The sequence below is a fragment of the Pradoshia sp. TA40_28 genome, assembly GCF_059694525.1.
In genome coordinates, this window is record NZ_JCATZO010000005.1 from 120,889 (window position 1) to 140,542 (window position 19,654).

The 19,654-nt window shown below is 36.4% G+C and carries 18 protein-coding genes and 1 pseudogene; 7 read left to right on the forward strand and 12 right to left on the reverse strand.

All coding sequences use genetic code 11. The features are described 5' to 3' along the window. Positions 1 to 190 precede the first annotated feature (190 nt). Positions 191 to 1,600: an MFS transporter gene (locus AC58NB_RS08405; RefSeq protein ID WP_497426380.1), complete on the reverse strand. Its 1,410-nt coding sequence runs from the start codon at positions 1,598 to 1,600 to the stop codon at positions 191 to 193. 764 nt (positions 1,601 to 2,364) lie between these two features. Between AC58NB_RS08405 and AC58NB_RS08410 the strand changes: the two genes are divergently transcribed. Both AC58NB_RS08410 and AC58NB_RS08415 read left to right on the forward strand, forming a co-directional pair. Further along, on the forward strand, positions 2,365 to 2,754 hold the full coding sequence (locus tag AC58NB_RS08410; RefSeq protein ID WP_497426381.1) for a CidA/LrgA family protein: 390 nt from the start codon (positions 2,365 to 2,367) through the stop codon (positions 2,752 to 2,754). Next, positions 2,739 to 3,431, forward strand: a complete 693-nt coding sequence (locus tag AC58NB_RS08415; RefSeq protein ID WP_497426382.1) for an LrgB family protein — start codon at positions 2,739 to 2,741, stop codon at positions 3,429 to 3,431. The genes AC58NB_RS08410 and AC58NB_RS08415 overlap by 16 nt, the downstream gene beginning before the upstream one ends. A 47-nt stretch (positions 3,432 to 3,478) precedes the next feature. Here the strand turns inward: AC58NB_RS08415 and AC58NB_RS08420 are convergent, their stop codons facing one another. From AC58NB_RS08420 to AC58NB_RS08435, 4 genes are all read right to left on the reverse strand, one after another. Next, positions 3,479 to 5,032, reverse strand: a complete 1,554-nt coding sequence (locus tag AC58NB_RS08420) for a hypothetical protein (RefSeq protein WP_497426383.1) — start codon at positions 5,030 to 5,032, stop codon at positions 3,479 to 3,481. A gap of 249 nt (positions 5,033 to 5,281) precedes the next feature. Then, positions 5,282 to 6,097 carry a pyrroline-5-carboxylate reductase gene (gene proC, locus AC58NB_RS08425; RefSeq protein ID WP_497426384.1) on the reverse strand — a complete coding sequence of 272 codons (816 nt, stop codon included), beginning with the start codon at positions 6,095 to 6,097 and terminating at the stop codon, positions 5,282 to 5,284. Positions 6,098 to 6,182: 85 nt separating this feature from the next. Then, positions 6,183 to 8,057: a terpene cyclase/mutase family protein gene (locus AC58NB_RS08430; RefSeq protein WP_497426385.1), complete on the reverse strand. Its 1,875-nt coding sequence runs from the start codon at positions 8,055 to 8,057 to the stop codon at positions 6,183 to 6,185. A 10-nt stretch (positions 8,058 to 8,067) separates the two neighbouring features. Then, positions 8,068 to 9,105: a pyridoxal-phosphate dependent enzyme gene (locus AC58NB_RS08435; protein WP_497426386.1), complete on the reverse strand. Its 1,038-nt coding sequence runs from the start codon at positions 9,103 to 9,105 to the stop codon at positions 8,068 to 8,070. Between the two features lie 103 nt (positions 9,106 to 9,208). On the opposite strand from AC58NB_RS08435, the gene AC58NB_RS08440 reads away from it, so the two are divergent. From AC58NB_RS08440 to AC58NB_RS08450, 3 genes are all read left to right on the forward strand, one after another. Then, positions 9,209 to 9,703: a hypothetical protein gene (locus tag AC58NB_RS08440; RefSeq protein ID WP_497426387.1), complete on the forward strand. Its 495-nt coding sequence runs from the start codon at positions 9,209 to 9,211 to the stop codon at positions 9,701 to 9,703. 186 nt (positions 9,704 to 9,889) lie between these two features. Further along, positions 9,890 to 10,126 carry a hypothetical protein gene (locus tag AC58NB_RS08445; protein WP_497426388.1) on the forward strand — a complete coding sequence of 79 codons (237 nt, stop codon included), beginning with the start codon at positions 9,890 to 9,892 and terminating at the stop codon, positions 10,124 to 10,126. Positions 10,127 to 10,397: 271 nt separating this feature from the next. After that, a complete protein-coding gene (locus AC58NB_RS08450) occupies positions 10,398 to 10,772 on the forward strand; it encodes a hypothetical protein (RefSeq protein ID WP_497426389.1) in 375 nt (124 codons plus the stop codon). Positions 10,773 to 11,208: 436 nt separating this feature from the next. Here AC58NB_RS08450 and AC58NB_RS08455 read toward each other — a convergent pair whose 3' ends face one another. The 5 genes from AC58NB_RS08455 to AC58NB_RS08475 all read right to left on the reverse strand — a co-directional run bounded on the left by AC58NB_RS08455 (position 11,209) and on the right by AC58NB_RS08475 (position 16,554). Continuing rightward, positions 11,209 to 12,876 (reverse strand): FAD-dependent oxidoreductase, encoded by a 1,668-nt coding sequence (locus AC58NB_RS08455; protein WP_497426390.1) that lies wholly within the window; start codon positions 12,874 to 12,876, stop codon positions 11,209 to 11,211. 139 nt (positions 12,877 to 13,015) lie between these two features. Next, positions 13,016 to 13,579 (reverse strand): alkyl hydroperoxide reductase subunit C, encoded by a 564-nt coding sequence (gene ahpC / locus AC58NB_RS08460; protein ID WP_497426391.1) that lies wholly within the window; start codon positions 13,577 to 13,579, stop codon positions 13,016 to 13,018. 275 nt (positions 13,580 to 13,854) lie between these two features. Then, positions 13,855 to 14,553: a potassium channel family protein gene (locus tag AC58NB_RS08465; protein WP_497426392.1), complete on the reverse strand. Its 699-nt coding sequence runs from the start codon at positions 14,551 to 14,553 to the stop codon at positions 13,855 to 13,857. A 279-nt stretch (positions 14,554 to 14,832) separates the two neighbouring features. Next, positions 14,833 to 15,750, reverse strand: a complete 918-nt coding sequence (locus AC58NB_RS08470; RefSeq protein WP_497426393.1) for an HD domain-containing protein — start codon at positions 15,748 to 15,750, stop codon at positions 14,833 to 14,835. Positions 15,751 to 16,107: 357 nt separating this feature from the next. Continuing rightward, on the reverse strand, positions 16,108 to 16,554 hold the full coding sequence (locus AC58NB_RS08475; RefSeq protein WP_497426394.1) for a GNAT family N-acetyltransferase: 447 nt from the start codon (positions 16,552 to 16,554) through the stop codon (positions 16,108 to 16,110). Between the two features lie 491 nt (positions 16,555 to 17,045). On the opposite strand from AC58NB_RS08475, the gene AC58NB_RS08480 reads away from it, so the two are divergent. Then, positions 17,046 to 17,477 carry a cytidine deaminase gene (locus tag AC58NB_RS08480; RefSeq protein WP_497426395.1) on the forward strand — a complete coding sequence of 144 codons (432 nt, stop codon included), beginning with the start codon at positions 17,046 to 17,048 and terminating at the stop codon, positions 17,475 to 17,477. Positions 17,478 to 17,548: 71 nt separating this feature from the next. On the opposite strand, the pseudogene AC58NB_RS08485 reads toward AC58NB_RS08480, so the two are convergent. Then, positions 17,549 to 18,555 (reverse strand): annotated as a pseudogene (locus tag AC58NB_RS08485) (IS1595 family transposase). A 177-nt stretch (positions 18,556 to 18,732) separates the two neighbouring features. Between AC58NB_RS08485 and AC58NB_RS08490 the strand changes: the two are divergent. Next, on the forward strand, positions 18,733 to 19,065 hold the full coding sequence (locus AC58NB_RS08490) for a DUF4181 domain-containing protein (RefSeq protein ID WP_497426396.1): 333 nt from the start codon (positions 18,733 to 18,735) through the stop codon (positions 19,063 to 19,065). A 102-nt stretch (positions 19,066 to 19,167) separates the two neighbouring features. On the opposite strand, the gene AC58NB_RS08495 is transcribed toward AC58NB_RS08490, so the two are convergent. Continuing rightward, entirely contained in the window at positions 19,168 to 19,644 is a 477-nt protein-coding gene (locus tag AC58NB_RS08495) for a GNAT family N-acetyltransferase (protein WP_497426397.1), read from the reverse strand. Between the last annotated feature and the right edge of the window lie 10 nt (positions 19,645 to 19,654).

Here is a 19,654-nt window from a genome sequence, read left to right on the forward strand (position 1 = left end):
GCATGCTTGTATACTAGCATACTTGAAGAGTTATATCAATAATTTATTTTTCAAAATTTGAACATAACTCATACATAAATGCTCATTACATATGATGCTCCATCCAAAGCAAAGTATGTATTTCCCTGTTTCTTTTTCAGTTTCTAACAAAAAAAAGATAGCTACCGTTTCGGAGCTATCTTTTTAATCATTATTTTTTACGTTTTTCCGCAATATCAATTGCAAGTTGCTCTGTACGTTTCTTGTTTAATGGGTACAAGAACATTAGGATTAAGAAAATAACTGCATAGAACAATGCTGGTCCTAATGTACCAAGTGCATGGATACCATTTAACGTACCTTCTGTTTGTGTCTCAAGTGCTGCATTGTAACCAACTGCCGCGATCAAGAAACCGCCAAGTCCACCAGCAACGGCTTGACCTACTTTACGAGCGAAGGAGTAAACGGAATAAATCGTTGCATCTTCACGTAAACCTGTTAAATATTCATGGTAGTCAATAACATCCGTTACGAATGCCCAGATAACAACGTTTAAGAAAGCTGTACCAAACATACCAAGTGCTGCAATCCATACAAACGTCATTGCACTAATATCTTTCAGCATGAATAGTACGAAGTAAATGATAGCTGCAAATCCCATACCAATAGCTGCAATTTCCTTTTTACCAAATCGTGCAACTAAAGGTTTAACCATTGGCATTGCAATGAAAGAAGTAGCAGTTGTCATAACACCAACAAGGCTTAATGCTGCAGTGCTAGTGAAATAATCTTTGAATAGGTAAACGTTTACTGCACCCATAAGCATGCTGTTTGTCATGAATAATAAAGATGCAGTTAAAATCCAGATAAGTGGTTTGTTTTGACCAATTGCTTTAAGTGTTTTACGAAGATCCATTTTTTCTGCATCATTTGTTTCAGGAACGATACGTTCAGTTGTTAATTTGTAGCAACCGATGTAACAAGAAATCGCCAATACACCAAAAATACAAGCAGCCATAAACATACGATTTGCATCAATTTTGTTGTCAACAAATACAATCATAGGTCCTACTGCATTGATAATCAAACTTGCAAGCATCATACCAGCTGTTCTGTAAGTAGATAAAGAAGTACGTTCAACTGGGTTATCTGTCATAACAGATGCCATAGATCCGTAAGGAATATTAACTGTACTGTACAAAGTACCCCAAACGATATATGTTACGAACGCCCAAGCAAGATAGAAACCATCACTTTGACCAGGAACTGTGATAAACATTAATACGCCAGAAAATACTAATGGGAATGACATTCTTAAAACCCATGGTCTAAATTTTCCATTTTTAGTTGGTTTTCTAGTGTCAATAAAACGTCCCCAAGTTACGTCAGCTACTGCGTCCCATAAACGAGCAGCCATGAAGAGCGCACCAACTGTCGCTGCATTGATGCCAAAAATATCGGTATAGAATACCATTAAGTATGCACTTACCAATAAGAAAAAGAAATCGTTTCCAAAGTCACCTAATAGGTAACCAATTTTGTCCCTCATACCGAAAGGACGAACATTAGGAGTAGGATTTTCTTTTGGTGAGCCTTGTTTTTTCAAAGCTTCTGCACTCATTTAAATACCTCCAAATACAATATGTTTATAAATGACGAATAAATACCGCCAAGCAGGTTCAAACACTTACACTCGTTACTTCCATCAATCTTTTGAAAACAAGTAAAGGCTTCTCTAATCGGTAGTATATACTTACTCACAAATTTTATTTATTTTTCCTTTGCTCATAATTTCACAATAATAAGCAAAATAAATAATTGAAGTAAAGTAATACTAAAACCAATCTTACATATTTCGTGTAAAAATGAATGAAGAATTACTATTGCTCATTATTTCACAAATAAGAGTAAAATAAATGTTTGAAACTACTATCTTGGTTCAAACTGTGTTTCGTTCATTTACACTAGTATACTAGCATGCGCAGATGAATAATGAAAGCCCTTTTTATAAATTATTTGCAGGTAAAATCAACCAACTTTTATTTCTTCCTGCATTTCAAAAAAATATTTTCATACAAAATATCATTCCAGTGCAATTAAATTCCCTATGATTCAAATCTAAATACGAATTCAACATCTTCAGTTTTAGGGAAATACAATGGAGCCCTTCTTTCTAACAAACTCTATTTTAAGGCGTCTTACTTTAGTTTTTACCTAATAAGTCAAAAGCTTATGTTCATTAGAGAAAGCCTGATAACTCTTATAAAATCTGCAGTTTTCCCAAAAAGTGCTAATCATTTGACTTGTCAGAATGGAGGCGTAATATCAAGTTATCATGTATTTTTGGAGGTGAAGGTTACTTACTAGAAGTGACCGATCATTATCGTGAAATTTTTAGTCATTTGCTCACAAGTCCTTATTCTTTTTCTTTTCTATTATTTTGGTGTGTTTGTACAAGAGTTGTTTAAGATTCCCATTCCTGCGAGTATCATCGGTTTGATAGTACTCTTAGTTTGTTTGAAATTTAAAGTAATCCGAGTAGAATACATCAATCGAGGGGCTGGCTTTTTAATTGCTTTTTTACCTTTGTTATTCGTTCCTGTCTGTATAGGCATTATGAAGTACCCTGCTCTGTTTTCCATGAAAGGCCTCACCATCATGTCAATCGTATTTCTCAGTACGATTTTCACCATGCTGATTGCTGGTGGAACAAGCCAGATACTTGAAACGTCAGCTCTTAAAAGAAAGGATCAAAGTGAATGGGAAAAGTATTGATTGCCTTCTTTTTTATTGTTATAACTGTACTCATCTTTCTTTTATTGAATAAACTTTACAACCGATTTTCCAATCCATTTCTATTGCCTATTTTAACAACCACAATCGTAATGGTCAGTATTCTGTCTTTTTTTGATATTTCTTATGATACCTACATGATTGGCGGGGATTGGATTAATCAATTGCTGGGTCCTGCGGTCGTAGCCCTTGCTTTTCCGCTCTATAAACAACGGAAGGTTTTAATGAACCACATTTATGTCATTCTTGGAGGAGTCTTCTTTGGTGCAACTGCAGGAATGTTCAGCGGATTTTTATTTGGCAAGCTGGCCGGCGTCACCGATGAACTGGCTGTATCCATCCTGCCTAAATCCTTAACAACCCCGGTTGCTGTACAAATTTCTGAAGAATTAGGGGGAATACCTGCCTTGACAGCTGTTTTTGTGATGATTGCAGGCTTGACCGGTGCCATTTTAGGACCGCTCATCTTAAAGCTTTTTAAAATCAAAAACCCCGTCAGTAAAGGTATCGCTATGGGCAGCGCATCCCATGCGATTGGAACATCAAAAGCATTCGAATTCGGGGAATTAACCTTTTCTATGAGTTCTGTTTCCATGACGTTAAGTGCAATATTCGGTTCTGTTCTAGGTCCTATTTTTATGCATCTATTTATGCGATAAAGGTAATTAAAGTCCGTTGGGAGCAAACGGACTTTAATACACCTAAATTACGATTGCACTGCCTCTTTAATTCGATAGTTGTCATTTTCTAATTTTTTCAGCTTTTCACTGCATTCCCTTAATTTTTGATTCAGTTTAATAAGCTCTTTCTCATATTCGGTCTTAATCAGATTCTCCGTTTCAATCATATGGTTCATATCCTTTAATTCATTCTGGATTTGTTTAATCACAACCCTTTCTTCCTGTTTAAAATGACTATCCGAACCTATAATATCCAGAACCAACCTTTCTAGAAGCTCATCCACTTTTTTCTCCTTACCAAATTGATCAAGAGTCACTGACATATTAAGCAATTTATTGGAAACTTGCTTCATTAAGCTAGTTTCCAGTATGTCTTCCCTTTTAGACAATCTCAGTTGTTTTATTTTATTTTTGATACGGAAATATTCATCACGATGTTTTTCAAAGCTCTCGTTAATGGTCAACTCATTTATATCCATAAAAAGAAGTGTTGATTTAAGTTTGTGTATCTCGATTTGCAACCGTTCATCTATTTGGGTTTTTTGGTTTTCATAATCAATCAATCTTTGTCGACATTTATGATGAAGTTCACTGATTTCAATATGTTTCATTTCAATAACTGTGGATTGATAATCAATTCGACGATACTCCTCTACCCTTCTTTTCCACTCATTCTGAAATAAAACAGGACTGGATAAGGTGGAAAATTCATTGCTAAGATACGGCAAAGTAATTTGCATAAGGATAAAAGGCAATAGCCTTTTTTTAATGGCCTGGTGATGATAATTCATTTGAAGGGCTCTGCCTCCTAACACATAGGGCGTAATAAAATAGGGTGATGTTACAAATTTTATCGCAGAGGAAATATCGTCGTGATGGAGTAAGGGAATCGTTATGGAGAGCTTATCAGCATATTTGAGCATTAACTTTGTTAACATATGAAAAAGGGAAGGAAGATGGCTATTAGATAACTGAATAAGCAAAGTGGATAGTTCAATATCCTTTAGGTCTTTAATCTGTACAACTTTTTTCGGCAAATTTTGTTGAAGAATCCATTTTTTATCCTCTGGTAGAAGAAGGATGAATTGATAAATAACATCTAAAAATTCATCCTGTTCATCCTCTGACAAATTCTGAAAGCAATGCTCTACTTCATAGAATAACGGTCTCAATTGATAATCAATCATAAGGTGTATTCTCGTAAACTCGATTTGCTCATTTGTAAATTGCAAAAATGGTTTTTCCTGGTTTATATATATTTGATATACTTTGTCAACAATGACTTCACACTGTTTCTCTATATGATAAGAATCTTCATAAGATAGACTGTTTAAGGAAAGTATTTTATTCATTTCTTGGAATAAGCTGAATTGTAATGTTTCATCCGGTATGTCATTGAATTCATTTGCGGCGTCAAAAACAAAGTTTACATAATCCACATTATGTTCCCTTGCCACTATTTTATTTACATTGAATGATAACAGTTTTCTTAAATTCATATTACTTAACAAACTATAAATGATCCGTAAATCGCTTCCTTTTAATGAATAGATACTGTTGGATAATATCGTGCCATCCATAGGACTCACTCCCCAAACCTTAATGAATAGGATTATTTTAACATGTTAACGGATGATAATATACTTACAATTCAACTATTTACAGAATTTTATGAATATAAATGGGTTTTGTAAAGAACACCACTGCTACATTCCCTTTTACATCAGGAATATAAAAAGGATGAGCCCTTTGAAATTGCAGCACGATAAAACGTACCTCATAAAAATAAGCATCCACTCCCTATAAGGACGTGGATGCCTATTCGTTATTTAGTATACTTCATCATTCATTTTCTTTGATTGATTTGCACAAACTTCCATCGCCTTAATTACTGAATTCCTAAACCCGTGCGCTTCCAGTTCAGTTATGGCAGCAATCGTAGCTCCTCCCGGGGAACAGACCTGGTCTTTAAGTTCTGCCGGATGAATCCCCGTTTCCAAAGCGAGACGAGCTGAACCCAAAATGGTCTGTTCAGCCATTCTATAAGCTTTCTTTCGATCTATCCCCAGCTTGACGGCAGCATCTGCCATTGCTTCGATTAATACAAAAATATAGGCTGGTGATGAACCGCATAGAGCAATAAACGCTTCAAAATCATCTTCTTTAATGATCTCATATTCACCAAAAACACTAAAAATCTGGCAGATTTCTTCTAATTCACTCTCTGTGATCTGTTCATTTGGACAAATAGCTGTCATCCCGGCATTTACTAAAACCGGAGTATTCGGCATCGATAAAACAAATTTCGACTCTGCTCCAATCCATTCATCCATCTGTTGTGATTTCACACCAGCCGCAATCGAAATGAGAATTTTTTGATCATCCACATACTCTCTTATTTCTCTAATAACCTCTTCATATTGGTTCGGATTTACCGCTATAAAGATGATATCAGAATGCAAGGCTACTTCACTATTGTTCAAAGTTGTTTTAATCGGCCACTTTTTCATAATAACATCTCTTGATTCTTCTGAACGGACAGATACGATTAATTGGTTTGCACTTATTTGATTGCTGTTTATCAAAGAACCAACCATCGCTCTCCCCATATTCCCGCAGCCAATAAAACCTATTCTTTTATTCATTGGTTCAACACCTATTCTTCATCGTTTGCCACTATTTTAACATAAAACCAGTTAAAGTTAATTAATTATGGCTATTCCCGGGGTGCTATGTGCTTTCTTTCATTCGTTTCTTTTCAAAGTGCCCAAGTGCCAAAAGAGGAAATATATAATTATAACTTTCATAAATAATATAATATCCACCTCGTAACCCCAGGCCTGTTGGATAGCGGTTCGCATGAGGATGGTAGGATTGTTCATCTACTAAATAGTTAATTCCCTTTTGTATCGAGGATGACGTTGTCTTTTTTACGGTTAAAAGTGTGTCCAATGCCCAGGAAGTTTGTGATGGTGTACTAAAAGGCAATGAAATAAAACGTTCCTTATCTGCACCTTTGCAGGATTCTCCCCATCCTCCATCCTTCAGTTGAATAGACTCCAGCCATTGGATCGCTTTTTGGATAGAAGGATGTTCAGGCTTAATTCCGATTGCACATAAACCTGTGACTGCAGCCCATGTTCCATAAATATAACAGACCCCCCATTTCCCATACCAACTCCCATCCGCCAATTGTTCCTTCAGCAACCAGGCCGCGGCTCTTTTAATAAAAGAATGGTCGTAAGTTAAACCAACATAATTACCCATAAATTCTAACACCCTGCCTGTTAAATCCGGAGTGGAATCATCAATAATGGCATCTTTGGCATTTTCTATTGGCAATAATGCAAACAAAGGATTATAGGCATCTTTTTCAAAAGCGCCCCATCCCCCATCCTTATTTTGCATGGCCTTCAAATAAGACAACCCTTTTTTCCATGCTACATTTGTTTGTGGATCTATCTTACTTTGGATTGTTAAGGCTCTTAAAGCTGCACTTGTATCATCATGATCAGGTATAAAATGATTACTGTCCGAAAAACCCCATCCTCCTGGCATTACATTTGGAGCGTGTATCGCCCAATCTCCCCGAATATGTTGTTGTTTTTTGAGCAAATACGCATTTGCCCGCTCGATAACCGGATGCGTTTCCCCTAGACCAGCCTCCTGCAAAGAATAGCTCAGTAAAGCCGTATCCCAGACCATGGAAGGTGAATTTTGCACATGTACGCCAGAGGGGGTATCAGTTAAGTAACCCTTCATCCCTGCAACTGCTTTTTGAATAATCGGAGAATCTTTCTTATACCCGAGTGCGAGCAGTGCATAAATCATATAACAGGTCGCCGAACTGTAACTGTATAAAGTCCCATTCTTTTCAATCCTGTCAATCATGAGCTTTTCTGCAGTTTGGTAGCCCGCCTTTTGCCATGAAAACGGAGCATAATTCAGTGACTTCATCTGATTGATTAATTGATTCATGTTTGGATTACGTTCCTCTCTAAACCACCCTCCTTTCTGCCCTTCAAAAAAGCTAAGGTCTGGTCCTTTGTGTTTATAGCCAAAGCGTTTATTGATACAGATGGTCATGGGGGTTAGATGGACTCTCGCATAGTTACTGCATTGATACATATTTAAAGGAACATATGGCGGGACTAAGAAAAAGCTCATCGGAAAATGAAAAATGCTCGGATATTTATACATTCCATTCACAGCCAGCAACATTTTGGTCATAAAATGAGTTTTCGAAAGTCCACCTTGGGTTTCTATAAATTTTTCGGCTCGTTTCATCTCCTCGTCACTCCGCTTAAACTTGCCCGAAACAAGTAAAGCTGCATAAGATTGAGCGGTAGCTGACAAATTACCCTCCTTTTCATCTGGATAGATACTCCACGAACCAGTTTCATTTTGGGTACGCAATAGCCGTTCTACTAATTGATCAATTAGTATTTCGTCCTTCATTCCCAATGTCCGTATAATCAAAATCAAAAAACAATCCGTTAACGAAGAACCTTCAAAATTAAATGTCCAAGAGCCTGAAGTGTTTTGTAATTTCTCTAGCTTATCAACCTTGGAAGCTATATAGGTTCCCACTTTAGATTTATTCATAAATTTCCTATCACCCCATCCATTCGGATTTACTCTTCACACTAGAATTACAAAGGGGAATCACCATCGACTCATTTTTAATGGAATGATCCCGATAATATCTCATACAACCGGCATAGGCAGCTGCACTTTGTTCATCCGTGAAATGACCTCTCATCAAAAGAGCTTTACCGGCTTGGACAATTTCTGTTTTCGTAATCTTTTGCATATGGCCATCTGTTTGTTGAATGATTTTGAGCACTTCATTATATAAAGATGATGGAATGACTATGGATGAAGACGGAGAAAGATTACTTACCAAAATAAATTTAGGGATTTTTTTCATGAAATGATTGCTTAAAAGATCCTTAAAGCCATAATAGGCACCTATGGCTAAGAGACTGCTTTCTATTGGAAAAACAACGATATCAGGTTCTTGATGCCCGAACTGCTCCCATATCTCATAAGCATAGGTTTTTGCTCCCTCTATCATATAGGGATGATAATCTGACATGATAAAATGCTGTTTCTCCTGGGCAGCTTCATAATCAAGGGCAGTTGGAACATCATTTATTCCACTAGCCTTATAGGCCTCCACTGATATAGTTAAAGGAGATTCAGAACTATATACCTCGGTGGGAATTTTGGCTTGTTTTGCATATTTAATGATAGAAGGATTCTCGAACTTTTCATCGGTTAAAATGATTTTTTTTATCTCTTGCTCTTTTAATTTGGTTACCAATAAAGCTAAACATCTATCCATATAGGATTGGCTGGGCAAGGTATTTTCTAATTTCAAATAAATATGCTGATTATCCTTATCAAGCTGTTCAAATGGCGTATTCCCTTCACCCAATGAAATCTTCTCCCATACCCTCCATTTTTGATGTACCGATAAGGCGCGGGAGAATTTCCACATCGTTAAATTTTCAGCATCTATCCAATCCTCTTTTAAAACCTTTTTACTCTTTTTTATAAGTAACAATCCACCACAGGTGCATTCTTTTACCTGAGTTTGCTCCGTAAAGATTTTTTGACAATCGGAACAAACAAATTGATTTTCATTCAAAATAGCTCCTCCTGACCAATCCATCAATTCCAATATTTGCATGGAAATGTGTGTAATTATCGTTTAAGATAAAGATATCTTGTAAAAGTAAAGAGGTGATAAAGTGATTGATGTATTTCATGGTACATCTCATACCAATTATGAGAAGATTCTCGAAAAAGGCCTGACCCTTGGAAACTCCTTCACTCATGGCAAACAGCATGGAGATGCCATTTATGCGACTACACGCAAACATTGGGCAGAAAAGTTTGGACCGAACGTAATCGAGTTTTCTGTTGACACTGATAATTTCTTCTATATTGAAGATGATGACTATGCTAAATTATATGATTCATTTACGAATGAATTCGTACAACCTTACGAAACGATGAGTGCGTATATATACAATAAACAATTTGCTGAAATTCATAATTTATCTGAGGGTGATAACAGAACAAATATAAAATCATTTATTAGAGAGACTGAATTTCAAATAGGCAGCCTGCTTCAGGAAATGCTTACTTCCAAAGGCTATAAAGGCATTGTTATAGCATCCAAGGATAGCAAGGGTCCTTTTTGTGATCTAACGATATACGACCTTAGCTGTATCAACATGTAAATGCTTCACTATACTATTTGAAAACCACAACAATCCCTTCCATATAGATGATGTCACCTTCTTGTTTCCGTTTTAAAGTTTTATGCGATAGACCGACAAACCGTTAAACCCCGTTCGACCTGGTAGGCAAATGGTTATAATATGAATTACAGTACATAAACTTTCTTAAAGAAAGAAGGAGAAATGTTGACGAAAATTCATTCAGTAACTGAATACCTTATTCCGGGAAGCCTGTTAACTGGCCTTGGAATTGGTTTATACATTGGAACTCCCGGTGTAGGTTGTCTCGTTGGTTTAGGCGCTGGCTTTTTATTAACGTCCATCTGTAACCTTTTTCTCGAGGGTCAATCCAAATTATTGGGGATGGACGAACTCGAACAAAGAATCAGTAAACTTGAAGAGCATACAAAAAAGAACGAATGATGGTGGTAATTGCACCCTATTCGTTCTTTTTTTGACTTAAAATAAATCCTCTTAAGTAAAGATTCATGTTAAATATGTAACTAACTTATTAAGGATTTCCCTATTACAAAAATGTTTAATGTTTTAAACTTTGATCATAGACTCCAGGCTAGTTTCTCCCCCTAAATATCACCGACCTTCCTATCGTTATCCTTAATCTCAAATACGTTAAGTGAATAATCATTCTATAAAAGCGCAAAATGTAAATAGGACAGGACAAGGAGCTTCATTTATGCAAAAATTTTTGTTCCATTTGATATGGGTGTTGATTTTATTAGGTATTAATCTATGCAGCCTTCCTATTTCCATTTATTCAATGTTTGCGATTGAAAAAGGGACAAACATAACAAATTGGGATTATTCTATAGCTGTATTTATTTTAATCGTTAGTAACTTCATTACATTCCAGCTTTTTTTCGCCATCAAAAAAAATCAAAAACAGAACACCTTATTCGGTATCATAATCGCTTTTATACAAATTATCTCCTTCATTTTGTTTATGAATTTACATGAGATAGCCGGCATCTCCATTTTCTCTATTTCTGTGATTGCATCTGTAATCATGATCATCAAAACTTGGAAACAAAAAAAGCCAGCCTTTTTTTAACTGTATTCATAGTCCTTATATAAGGGCACTAGTTCGCAGTATCGATCAACGCTATTTTCTACAGAATGGGCTCGCTTTCCGCGGGCAAGCATCAAGCCTCCTCACGCTTTGCGCTGCGGGGTCTAGGGTTCGCTTGTTCTTCCCGCAGGAGTCTCTCCCATTCTATAGAAAATAGGACACTGCGTTTAGAATAATTTTATTCGTATATAAACCCCAATGCAGGAATGCAAGGGACGACTTATGGGGACTAAAAAAATGACCATGAAGGAGATGCCTACCTTTACTGCTATAAATCTCAAAAAGAGATCCAAATTGGACTTAGCAAAGTCTATAAATGGCATAAAAAGAAGGAATTCAGAATATGGGCTTTTAAGCCGGTTCTGAATTCCTTTTGTTACAATCTGATTAACCCTTTTTTTAAAGGCTGTATTTTTTATTAAGCTTGCTGTAATACTTCTACAATCTCATTGATTTTTTTCGCTCCAAAGACCACTTGTTCATCATTAATAATCATGGCCGGAACGCTCATTACTTTATATTTCTTTTTAATATCCTGGAAGTTACTGATATCAATCATTTCTGCTTCTACATTTGGGTTTTCAATCGCGATTCTTTGAGCACCTACAACAACATCTGGGCAATAGTGGCATGATAAAGATACCATAACCTTAATATTTGCTTTTTTATCGATTGCTTTAATGGACTGTTGGATAGAGGCATCTAATGCTTGTCCAGGACCTGCCAAGTTATAAATCGCAAGGATAAAGGAATTAAGCTCATGACCTCCAGGCACGCCATGGAATTTAACGCCGCTGTAATTTCCTTGATTATCTAGCAATGAAACAACCGGGAATTTATCAGCATTGATTTTTGTTTCCATTTCTGCATTTTCGCCTTTTGTATAGACTTCCAAATGAAGTTTATCGCCAAGTTCAGCAACATCCATCAAGAAATCACGTAATTCTACAGATTTAGGCATACCTTCATCTACAATGGTTACTAAAGTTACCTCATTCTCCATTTTTGCGAAGATACCTTTTAATTGTCCCTTAATGGCGTCAGAAAGCAATTTACTCTTCCCGCTCGTAGCTGTCTCTTCTTTTGCAGTTTCTTTTTCAGCTTTAGTATTTTCTTGCTGAGGCTCATCTACAATGCCAAGACGCTCTTTTTCTTCTGCAACGTATTTCTGTACATCTGTTCCAGCAATTGCCCCATCGGCCACTGCTGTAATAACTTGACGTAAAGATTTCGGACGAAGATCTCCGACAGCATATACACCTTTAATATTTGTTCTCATTTCTTCATCCGTAAGAATGTAACCACGTTCGTCCATTTCTACATGGCCTTTAAAAATCTCTGTCTTAGGCTGATATCCCACGAAAACAAATACACCGAATGCGCCATCTTCTTCTTTCGCTGTATATTCCCATTCTTCCTTCGTTACATTATTAATGAAACGTGCATGCTGAACCATATCTTTACCAGATACTTCAAGAAGCTCCGTATTAAATTTAACTTCTATATTATCATTGGCAAAAACTTTATCTGCAATGGAAGGAGCACAAGTAAACTCAGGCTCACGAGCAATAATGGTAACTTTGCTCGCAAAACGGGTTAAATACATTGCTTCTTCAGCTGCCGCAAACCCTGCGCCGATTACAAATACCTCTAAACCTTCGAAGAACTCGCCATCGCATGTTGAACAATAGGCAACACCACGGCCAGTAAATTCAGCTTCACCCGGGAAACCAAGCTTACGCGGACCAGCACCCGCCGCAATAATAACCGCTCTTGCCTGAAATTCTCCATTAATGGTTTTGACGATCTTAACCTCACCTGAAAAGTCAACATCTGTCACATCTGTTTTAGTAAATTGAACACCAAAATCTTCACATTGGTTTTTCATTTCTTCTATTAATAAAGGTCCAGTCGTCTTACGAACACCTGGGTAGTTTACAATTTCATTTGTCGTCGCAGCTTGTCCACCCATATTTCCTTTTTCAATAATAAGAGTGTTTAACTTTCCACGACCTGCATAAATACCAGCAGATAATCCAGCCGGACCTCCACCTATAATAATCAAATCAAAAATCTTTTTACTCATTACGTTCACCTATTCACTATATCTTTTTAAAAAAAGGTACTTATCACTTTAAGTACCTCTTTGAATGATTAGAATTTTTATTTAAGTTAGTATGGCATGCACCCTACAAGGAAAGATGCATGCCATTTTAATAATTAAATTAGATTTTTCCTACTAAGTCCAAGCTTGGTTCAAGTGTTTCTTCACCTGGAGTCCATTTTGCTGGACATACTTTATCGCCGTGTTCAGCAACAAACTGAGCTGCTTGAACTTTACGTACTACTTCTTCAGCATTACGGCCAATACCTAAATCATGAATTTCGTAAGCTTTAATTTCACCCTCTGGGTTCACAATGAATGTTCCACGAAGTGCTTGACCAGCTTCCTCAATTAAAACGCCAAATTGACGGGAAAGAACATGCGCTGAATCTGCAAGCATAGGGTATTTAATTTTGCCAATTGTATCCGTCGCATCTGCCCAAGCCTTATGTACGTAATGGGAATCTGTAGATACGGAGTACACTTCGCAATTAATTTCTTTAAGTGCATCATAATTATCTTGCAAATCAGCTAATTCAGTTGGGCAAACAAAAGAGAAATCAGCTGGATAAAAGAAGAAGATGGACCATTTACCTTGAACATCTGAAAGGCTTACTTCTTTAAATTCTCCATCATGATAAGCCTGAACGGTAAAATCCTCTAATTTTTTATTGATAAGTGACATATTGTTATCCTCCTAAAAAAACTTCAATGTGATGTTTAATACTATATTATAATAATTATTAAAAAGAAATTTGTCAACCGATTATTTATAATTATTATCATATTTTATTAAATTTAAATCCTGAATTTGTTTAAAAATTATTATAAATCCTTATATATCAACAAAAATAAAGATTATATTGATATTCACTGTATACATAGTACTTTCAAACCGACCCGTTTCTCAGTGATCAATCAAGAAGAAAACATTACTAATTATTATTTAAATATAACATTTTAATGTCTTCCTCTTACAGTTTCTAGTATATCCAAAAACCGTTTATATTCTTCATCTGTTAATTTTTCAATATCATCTATTTTTTTCTTAAGGTACTCTTTATCTACATTAGAATCATCTGTTTTATAAAAATAGGATGCCACATTGGCCGTAATGGTTCCTATGCAACCGATACCAGTCAGCATGAGAATGACAGCAACGATACGTCCACCTGTCGTTACTGGAGCAATATCCCCATATCCTACTGTAGTAGTTGTCACAATCGCCCACCACACTCCTTCCGCTATACTATTTATTCCTTCCTCAAAATAAGAAATTGGAATGGCGGAGAGCATAATAACCACGATTGTGAATATAAGAACTCGATATAACCCATTTGTTACTAAAATTGCAGAAATAGAAGGAAAAAGTTTTTGGAAAAACTTAATGACCACAACCAATCGACATACTCTAATGATCATTAACCCCTGAAATATTCCTTCCATTGGAATTAATGCAATGATTTCTAGCGGATGAGTTCGTATGTATTTCCATTTATTTTTGGCTTTTATAAATTCACTGCTAACAAAAATATAAAATATTAATAAGATGATGTTTCTCAGATAACTTGTATCATACTGGTCCAAAAACAATAAAAAAATAGAAATAAAACCAAGTAGTGCTACAAGTAAATCTTTCACTTCATATCTTTTCAACATAGCCGCACATCCTTATTAAAAGGTTTTCTTTCTCATCTCCACATTCTCTAGGATAATACTTACCTCAATCTTAAAAATTTAACGATCGCACTAACCAACCGTTTTCCATTGAGAAAGAGAAGAATAAAGTCATGTAAAACAATCAATTAAGTGGTGTATGTTCACGCATAGAAATCCCCGCTACAGCTCATTCCTGTACCGGGGCTATATGTACATATCTGCTAATGCTACTACCTGGGAAAATAGACTGCACACCAAGGAAAACTGCATCAGATTGCTTTATTCATCATTCCCTAAGTAGAGAGCCATAAATGCGGATTCTACTGCGCGGAGTGTATGGGCGGGAATTCCGCCCCCCATATTATTCCACAACTCAGAGAACAGCTTGGGGGTATGACCTTCACGAAGTAGCTTTTTAGCGTATTGGACGATAATATTCACGTCACGTTGATGACGAATCAAACACATAGGAGACGGAAAATTTTCGCGGAGTCTAACTTCCATCTCAAGGGCTTCGCTTTTCGAAATGGCAATCAACGATGGCTGGACCCGTTTCCATTCATCTTCTTTAACGGGGATCCAATCGCAATTATCCTCATGGTAGAAGTAGGTCTCTTGTCCATTGGTCTGGAAGATCACCTCACCATATTCGTTAAAATCGCGATAATAGGTTACGAAGATATCTGTATACAGATTGGATATTTCCCAGTACATATCAAATGTATGCAGGGGTGCAAATGCATCAATAAGCTTGCTGTAATACCAGCTCTGTTGCTCTTTTCCTCGGTTGAACCGAGACCAAAGTACATCACCATATTCAGTAAAATCTTCTTTGATACTGCGAAGGTTGGACAGTTTGTCCGCACAGGCAAGTAGCAGTTCCTCAAAACTTGCTGTTTCTGTCATATAGTCAATCGTATGCTGCTTTCTCTCTTCCCAACTACGGGACTTGTCCTCGCTGTTTGACTGGATAAGGGACAGAATCTGCGGACCAAACACCCTTTCAATTGCCTCAGCGGTCTCATCAGTATCTTCAAGAACATCATGTAAGAGGCCAGCACATATCAAATCTGTATCACAGCCGGCAGCGGTCAGAATCTGGGCAACCTCAAATGGATGAGAAATGTAAGGGATTTCTGTTCCTTTACGATTCTGTCCCTGGTGAGCCTTCGTTGCAAAGAGAATGGCGCGATGCAAAACTGCATTTTCCTCCCACGTCTTCGGTCTGTACGGTGTCGCTTATTCTTCATTTGCCTTTTCAGGTTCACGTTCATATTCTTTCACCATTGATTTTTCCTCCAATCTTCTTTTGCCTTATTTAGACGAATTATGTATCGTTTATAATTAGTAGTTTATGACGAAATTAGTTCCATTTCGAGTTTTTAAAAGCTTACTTACTACCTCTAAATATAAAAATAGAACACAAAAAATCGAGGTTTTTTGAAACACGAAGACTGACAGCCATTATAAGTATCATTTTCGATAATGAGTTAAGGTTAACGTATAGCAGCACGATTCATATTGCCGATTTTCTTCTCATTAATTCTTTTATTGTTACTTCATATCTTTTACCATTTGAACATAGGATAACCGATGATATCCTTTTCGTTTATATAAAGCTTCTGCACGAATGTTATCTGGCTCGATTTCCAAGCGATATCGCGCCGCAGGGACATTCATTTCTAACCAGTGAAAGAAAGTTCCTCCTAACCCTTTTCCTTGATAATGTGGTTTTATATACAGTTCTTCAACCCAAACAACTAACCCTCCTGCTTCTCTCGAATAGGTTTTATTCAGTAAGGCATACCCCACAATTCTATTTTCAGATTCAAGGAAATAACAATCTAAATAGGTATCGGTACGCATAAGCTCGTCAAACGCTAGCTCGTGATATCTGTCATCTATGTTATGCAGGACAGCTTCCGATGAATAAAAAGCCTTACCCATATCTATGAATTCTTTTTTGTCATGTGGCTCCACTTTACGAATTACGATCTTCATACGTTTCTAATAGCTCCTTTTCTAGCTGTATTAAGTTTCTTCGAGGTTGTTTCAACTTTGGCTCCGTTGTTTTGTATTGCCCCCTAGCAGGATTCCGAATAACACCTCGCCAATGATATGATGTACTTTCTCATTCTTAATCCAAGAATTTTTTTGTGAACAGGCAGACCTTAAAACGGATCTATTTTTACTACCTCTATATCTAAAATAATACGGTTATGGCGTTTTTACAAATCGTTCTTTTCAACATTCATGTAAATAGGAACGATTAACTCCTCATCGATAAATAGACTTTTTGCTTCTAAATAGACACAATAGATATTGATTGAGTTGATTTACCAAAAGGCTCTTTTCGTAAAGATTGTTGCTTACGAGTATAACGAGGAATAATTTTCTTTTTATGGTATTATTTAGACATAGGTTAATTCAGCTAACGGACAGGTTTGTTGAATAAAAAGATAAAAATGAACCATCAAAAGGGGAGAATAATTATGTTAAAAGTAAGACCTTTAGAAGATAGAGATTATGAATTGATTAAGCAAGCAGAAGAAGTAATAGAAAAGAATTATAGGTATGGACGACATCATATTGGTTCAGCAGTTAGAACTATAAAAGGTAATGTTTTTTCAGCAGTTCACGTAGAAGCGAATGTGGGAAGAATAACAGTATGCGGAGAAGCAATGGCTATTGGTAAGTCTATCTCTGAAGGAGACCACGAATTTGAAACAATTGTAGCAGTTGCTCACCCTCATCCACACGAAGATATAGAAAAATGTTGGGTAGTTGCTCCTTGTGGTATGTGTCGAGAGTTAATTAGTGATTATGGAAAAAATACAGATGTAATTATTCCTTATAATGATAAATTAGTGAAGTGCAATGTAATGGAGTTACTACCCGAAAAATATATAAGCGATATGGAATAATATCTTCAACAAAACGGGGGGCTTTAACGGAATAAGAAATACAGTCGTTCCAAACAGGAATGGCTGTTTCTTTATACCTCACGTAGGAAATTGACGGTAATACTATTGGAATTTTGGCAAGCACTAAGGAGCATTTTATTTATCTGCTCTTTTTCAGCCAACTTCTTACTTTGCTGAAGGAAGCTGAACCAATAAAGGTAATTATCCAAATACTTTGTAGCCACTCCTTGAAACCTATCCATCCACCCCTTTAAACGTTTATGGTAGTTATTAACGTTTTGCAGATGGTAGATGCCTTTTTTGACATACCCTTCTTTGCTTAGGTTTATTGGTTCGTGCTTAAGTGCCTTGATTAGGGCAAATTTCTTGTAGTTCGTGGCTGTATCTGTGCACAACAAAGAAGACGGGTCAATATAACTTCCGATAACTACGTCTATTTCTTCTGCTTTTACACGACCTTTTCCAGCCTTCAGAGCAATGACTTGACCATTTCGGTCCTGGGCAACAACAACAGCAATTTTGAGATTGCTAATCCCTCTCAATTTATCTCTACCTCCGCGTTTCTTTGGTTTCCTGTCCAGTGTTCTTCGTCCTTTTAGAGACTCTTTAAAAAAGGTCTCGTCACTTTCGATAATCCCTTTTAACATTTGATATCCCATTGAACGAAGAGCAAAAAGAATTTTATGCCTCCAATAAAATGCATTAGAGATGTGGATTTTTAATCGTTTCGCAATTTTGGGTAAAGTATAGCCTTCGACCATCATTTGAAAATATTTCGACCATTTACCAAGATAACGCGTTCCTGAAATCGGAGTATTTGAAAGGTCATTAAAGGACTTTCCGCAGTCACGACAGAGATATCTTTGTCTCTCTCTGTACTTGCCATTTCGTTTTACTTTACACTTCCACAATGAATGCAACCTAATCCCTCTTTAAAACGGGTTTCTCTAATCGTTTTGTATGCATCTTTCATATCAGTATCTTCATTATCATTGAAATCTTCTTTTAAAAGGTTAAATAGTTGAATTTGCTCATCTTTAGTTAAGTCCGAAAAAGTGGCATAGATGTCTTTAATCATTGAGAAAACGCCTCCTGAAAGAGTATTTTATCACCTCTTTTTAGAATGGTCAAAATAGCAACAATCTTGCGAAAAGAGCCTACCAAAAAGAGGACTTTCTATTCTGTTTAGCGAATTAGTTGCATAATATGTCGAACTTTCATTGCCTAAATGAAAAATTGAAATGAGGTAATATGTGTGAACCACTATTTGATTATTATCCTTTTATTTTTACTCGTTTTTTTATTGGAAAAAGGCATAGAAAAATTCCTTGGAATAAAAAGAAAACCGCTTTCTAAAACCGCGGGTAAACGGATAGATCGATGGGGACGAACCATCATTGTAGTCATTTTTATCTGTTTCATACCATTTATAAGTTCACACCTATATTTGATTCTTTTTCTTACGGTCTTATTTAGTTTCCAAACATTTTTAGAGTGGATGTTCATAAAAGAATCTAAACAATATATTCCCACCCTCATAAGTTCAATTACCATTATTATGATCCTTTATTTCGCTTTACATTTTTAATGTTAACTGTACTTCCCCGTAATTATTTTTATATACGAATCTATTTTACATGTTCATATATAAAGACGTGCGATAGTTCGCACGTCTCCTTGACCATTGCCATTATAAACTGATCTCCATATACAGCCGATCTTCCCCAGCCCCAAATTCACCGTATCTTAATTCTTTTACCATAAAACCAAGGTTTTTGTATAATTTCACAGCAGCCGTATTTGCCTCGCTCACTGTTAAACTGACTTTTTGGAACCCATCAGCCTTCAGAATGTTCAATACCTCATGTAAAAATTTTGTACCCAAGCCTTTTCCATGTTGATCAGAACGTACATAGTATCCAAATATATAGGCTTTATCTGGCTGATTATAATCTCTCATACATTCACATACCGCTACTGGCCGATCATCGTCCTGTTGTCTACAAAGCAGTATTTTTCCGTATCTGGCTAGTGGGACAAGCGTTTGTTCATCAACCGCACCCAACCCCGGGAAAGCATCCTTTTCCAGCTCCATCAGCATTTGCTGCTGTGCCGGCGTTAAAAATTCAGGTACTTCAATGTAATACATCGAATTCGTTTGACTCATTCTCCTTCAC

What these genes read in the sequence shown, in the direction of transcription:
- AC58NB_RS08405 (WP_497426380.1), bottom strand. Translation starts at nt 1,600, where the DNA reads ATGAGTGCAGAAGCTTTGAAAAAACAAGGCTCACCAAAAGAAAATCCT.
- AC58NB_RS08415 (WP_497426382.1), top strand. Translation starts at nt 2,739, where the DNA reads ATGGGAAAAGTATTGATTGCCTTCTTTTTTATTGTTATAACTGTACTC.
- AC58NB_RS08420 (WP_497426383.1), bottom strand. Translation starts at nt 5,032, where the DNA reads ATGGATGGCACGATATTATCCAACAGTATCTATTCATTAAAAGGAAGC.
- proC (WP_497426384.1), bottom strand. Translation starts at nt 6,097, where the DNA reads ATGAATAAAAGAATAGGTTTTATTGGCTGCGGGAATATGGGGAGAGCG.
- AC58NB_RS08430 (WP_497426385.1), bottom strand. Translation starts at nt 8,057, where the DNA reads ATGAATAAATCTAAAGTGGGAACCTATATAGCTTCCAAGGTTGATAAG.
- AC58NB_RS08450 (WP_497426389.1), top strand. Translation starts at nt 10,398, where the DNA reads ATGCAAAAATTTTTGTTCCATTTGATATGGGTGTTGATTTTATTAGGT.
- AC58NB_RS08455 (WP_497426390.1), bottom strand. Translation starts at nt 12,876, where the DNA reads ATGAGTAAAAAGATTTTTGATTTGATTATTATAGGTGGAGGTCCGGCT.
- ahpC (WP_497426391.1), bottom strand. Translation starts at nt 13,579, where the DNA reads ATGTCACTTATCAATAAAAAATTAGAGGATTTTACCGTTCAGGCTTAT.
- AC58NB_RS08465 (WP_497426392.1), bottom strand. Translation starts at nt 14,553, where the DNA reads ATGTTGAAAAGATATGAAGTGAAAGATTTACTTGTAGCACTACTTGGT.
- AC58NB_RS08475 (WP_497426394.1), bottom strand. Translation starts at nt 16,554, where the DNA reads ATGAAGATCGTAATTCGTAAAGTGGAGCCACATGACAAAAAAGAATTC.
- AC58NB_RS08480 (WP_497426395.1), top strand. Translation starts at nt 17,046, where the DNA reads ATGTTAAAAGTAAGACCTTTAGAAGATAGAGATTATGAATTGATTAAG.
- AC58NB_RS08495 (WP_497426397.1), bottom strand. Translation starts at nt 19,644, where the DNA reads ATGAGTCAAACGAATTCGATGTATTACATTGAAGTACCTGAATTTTTA.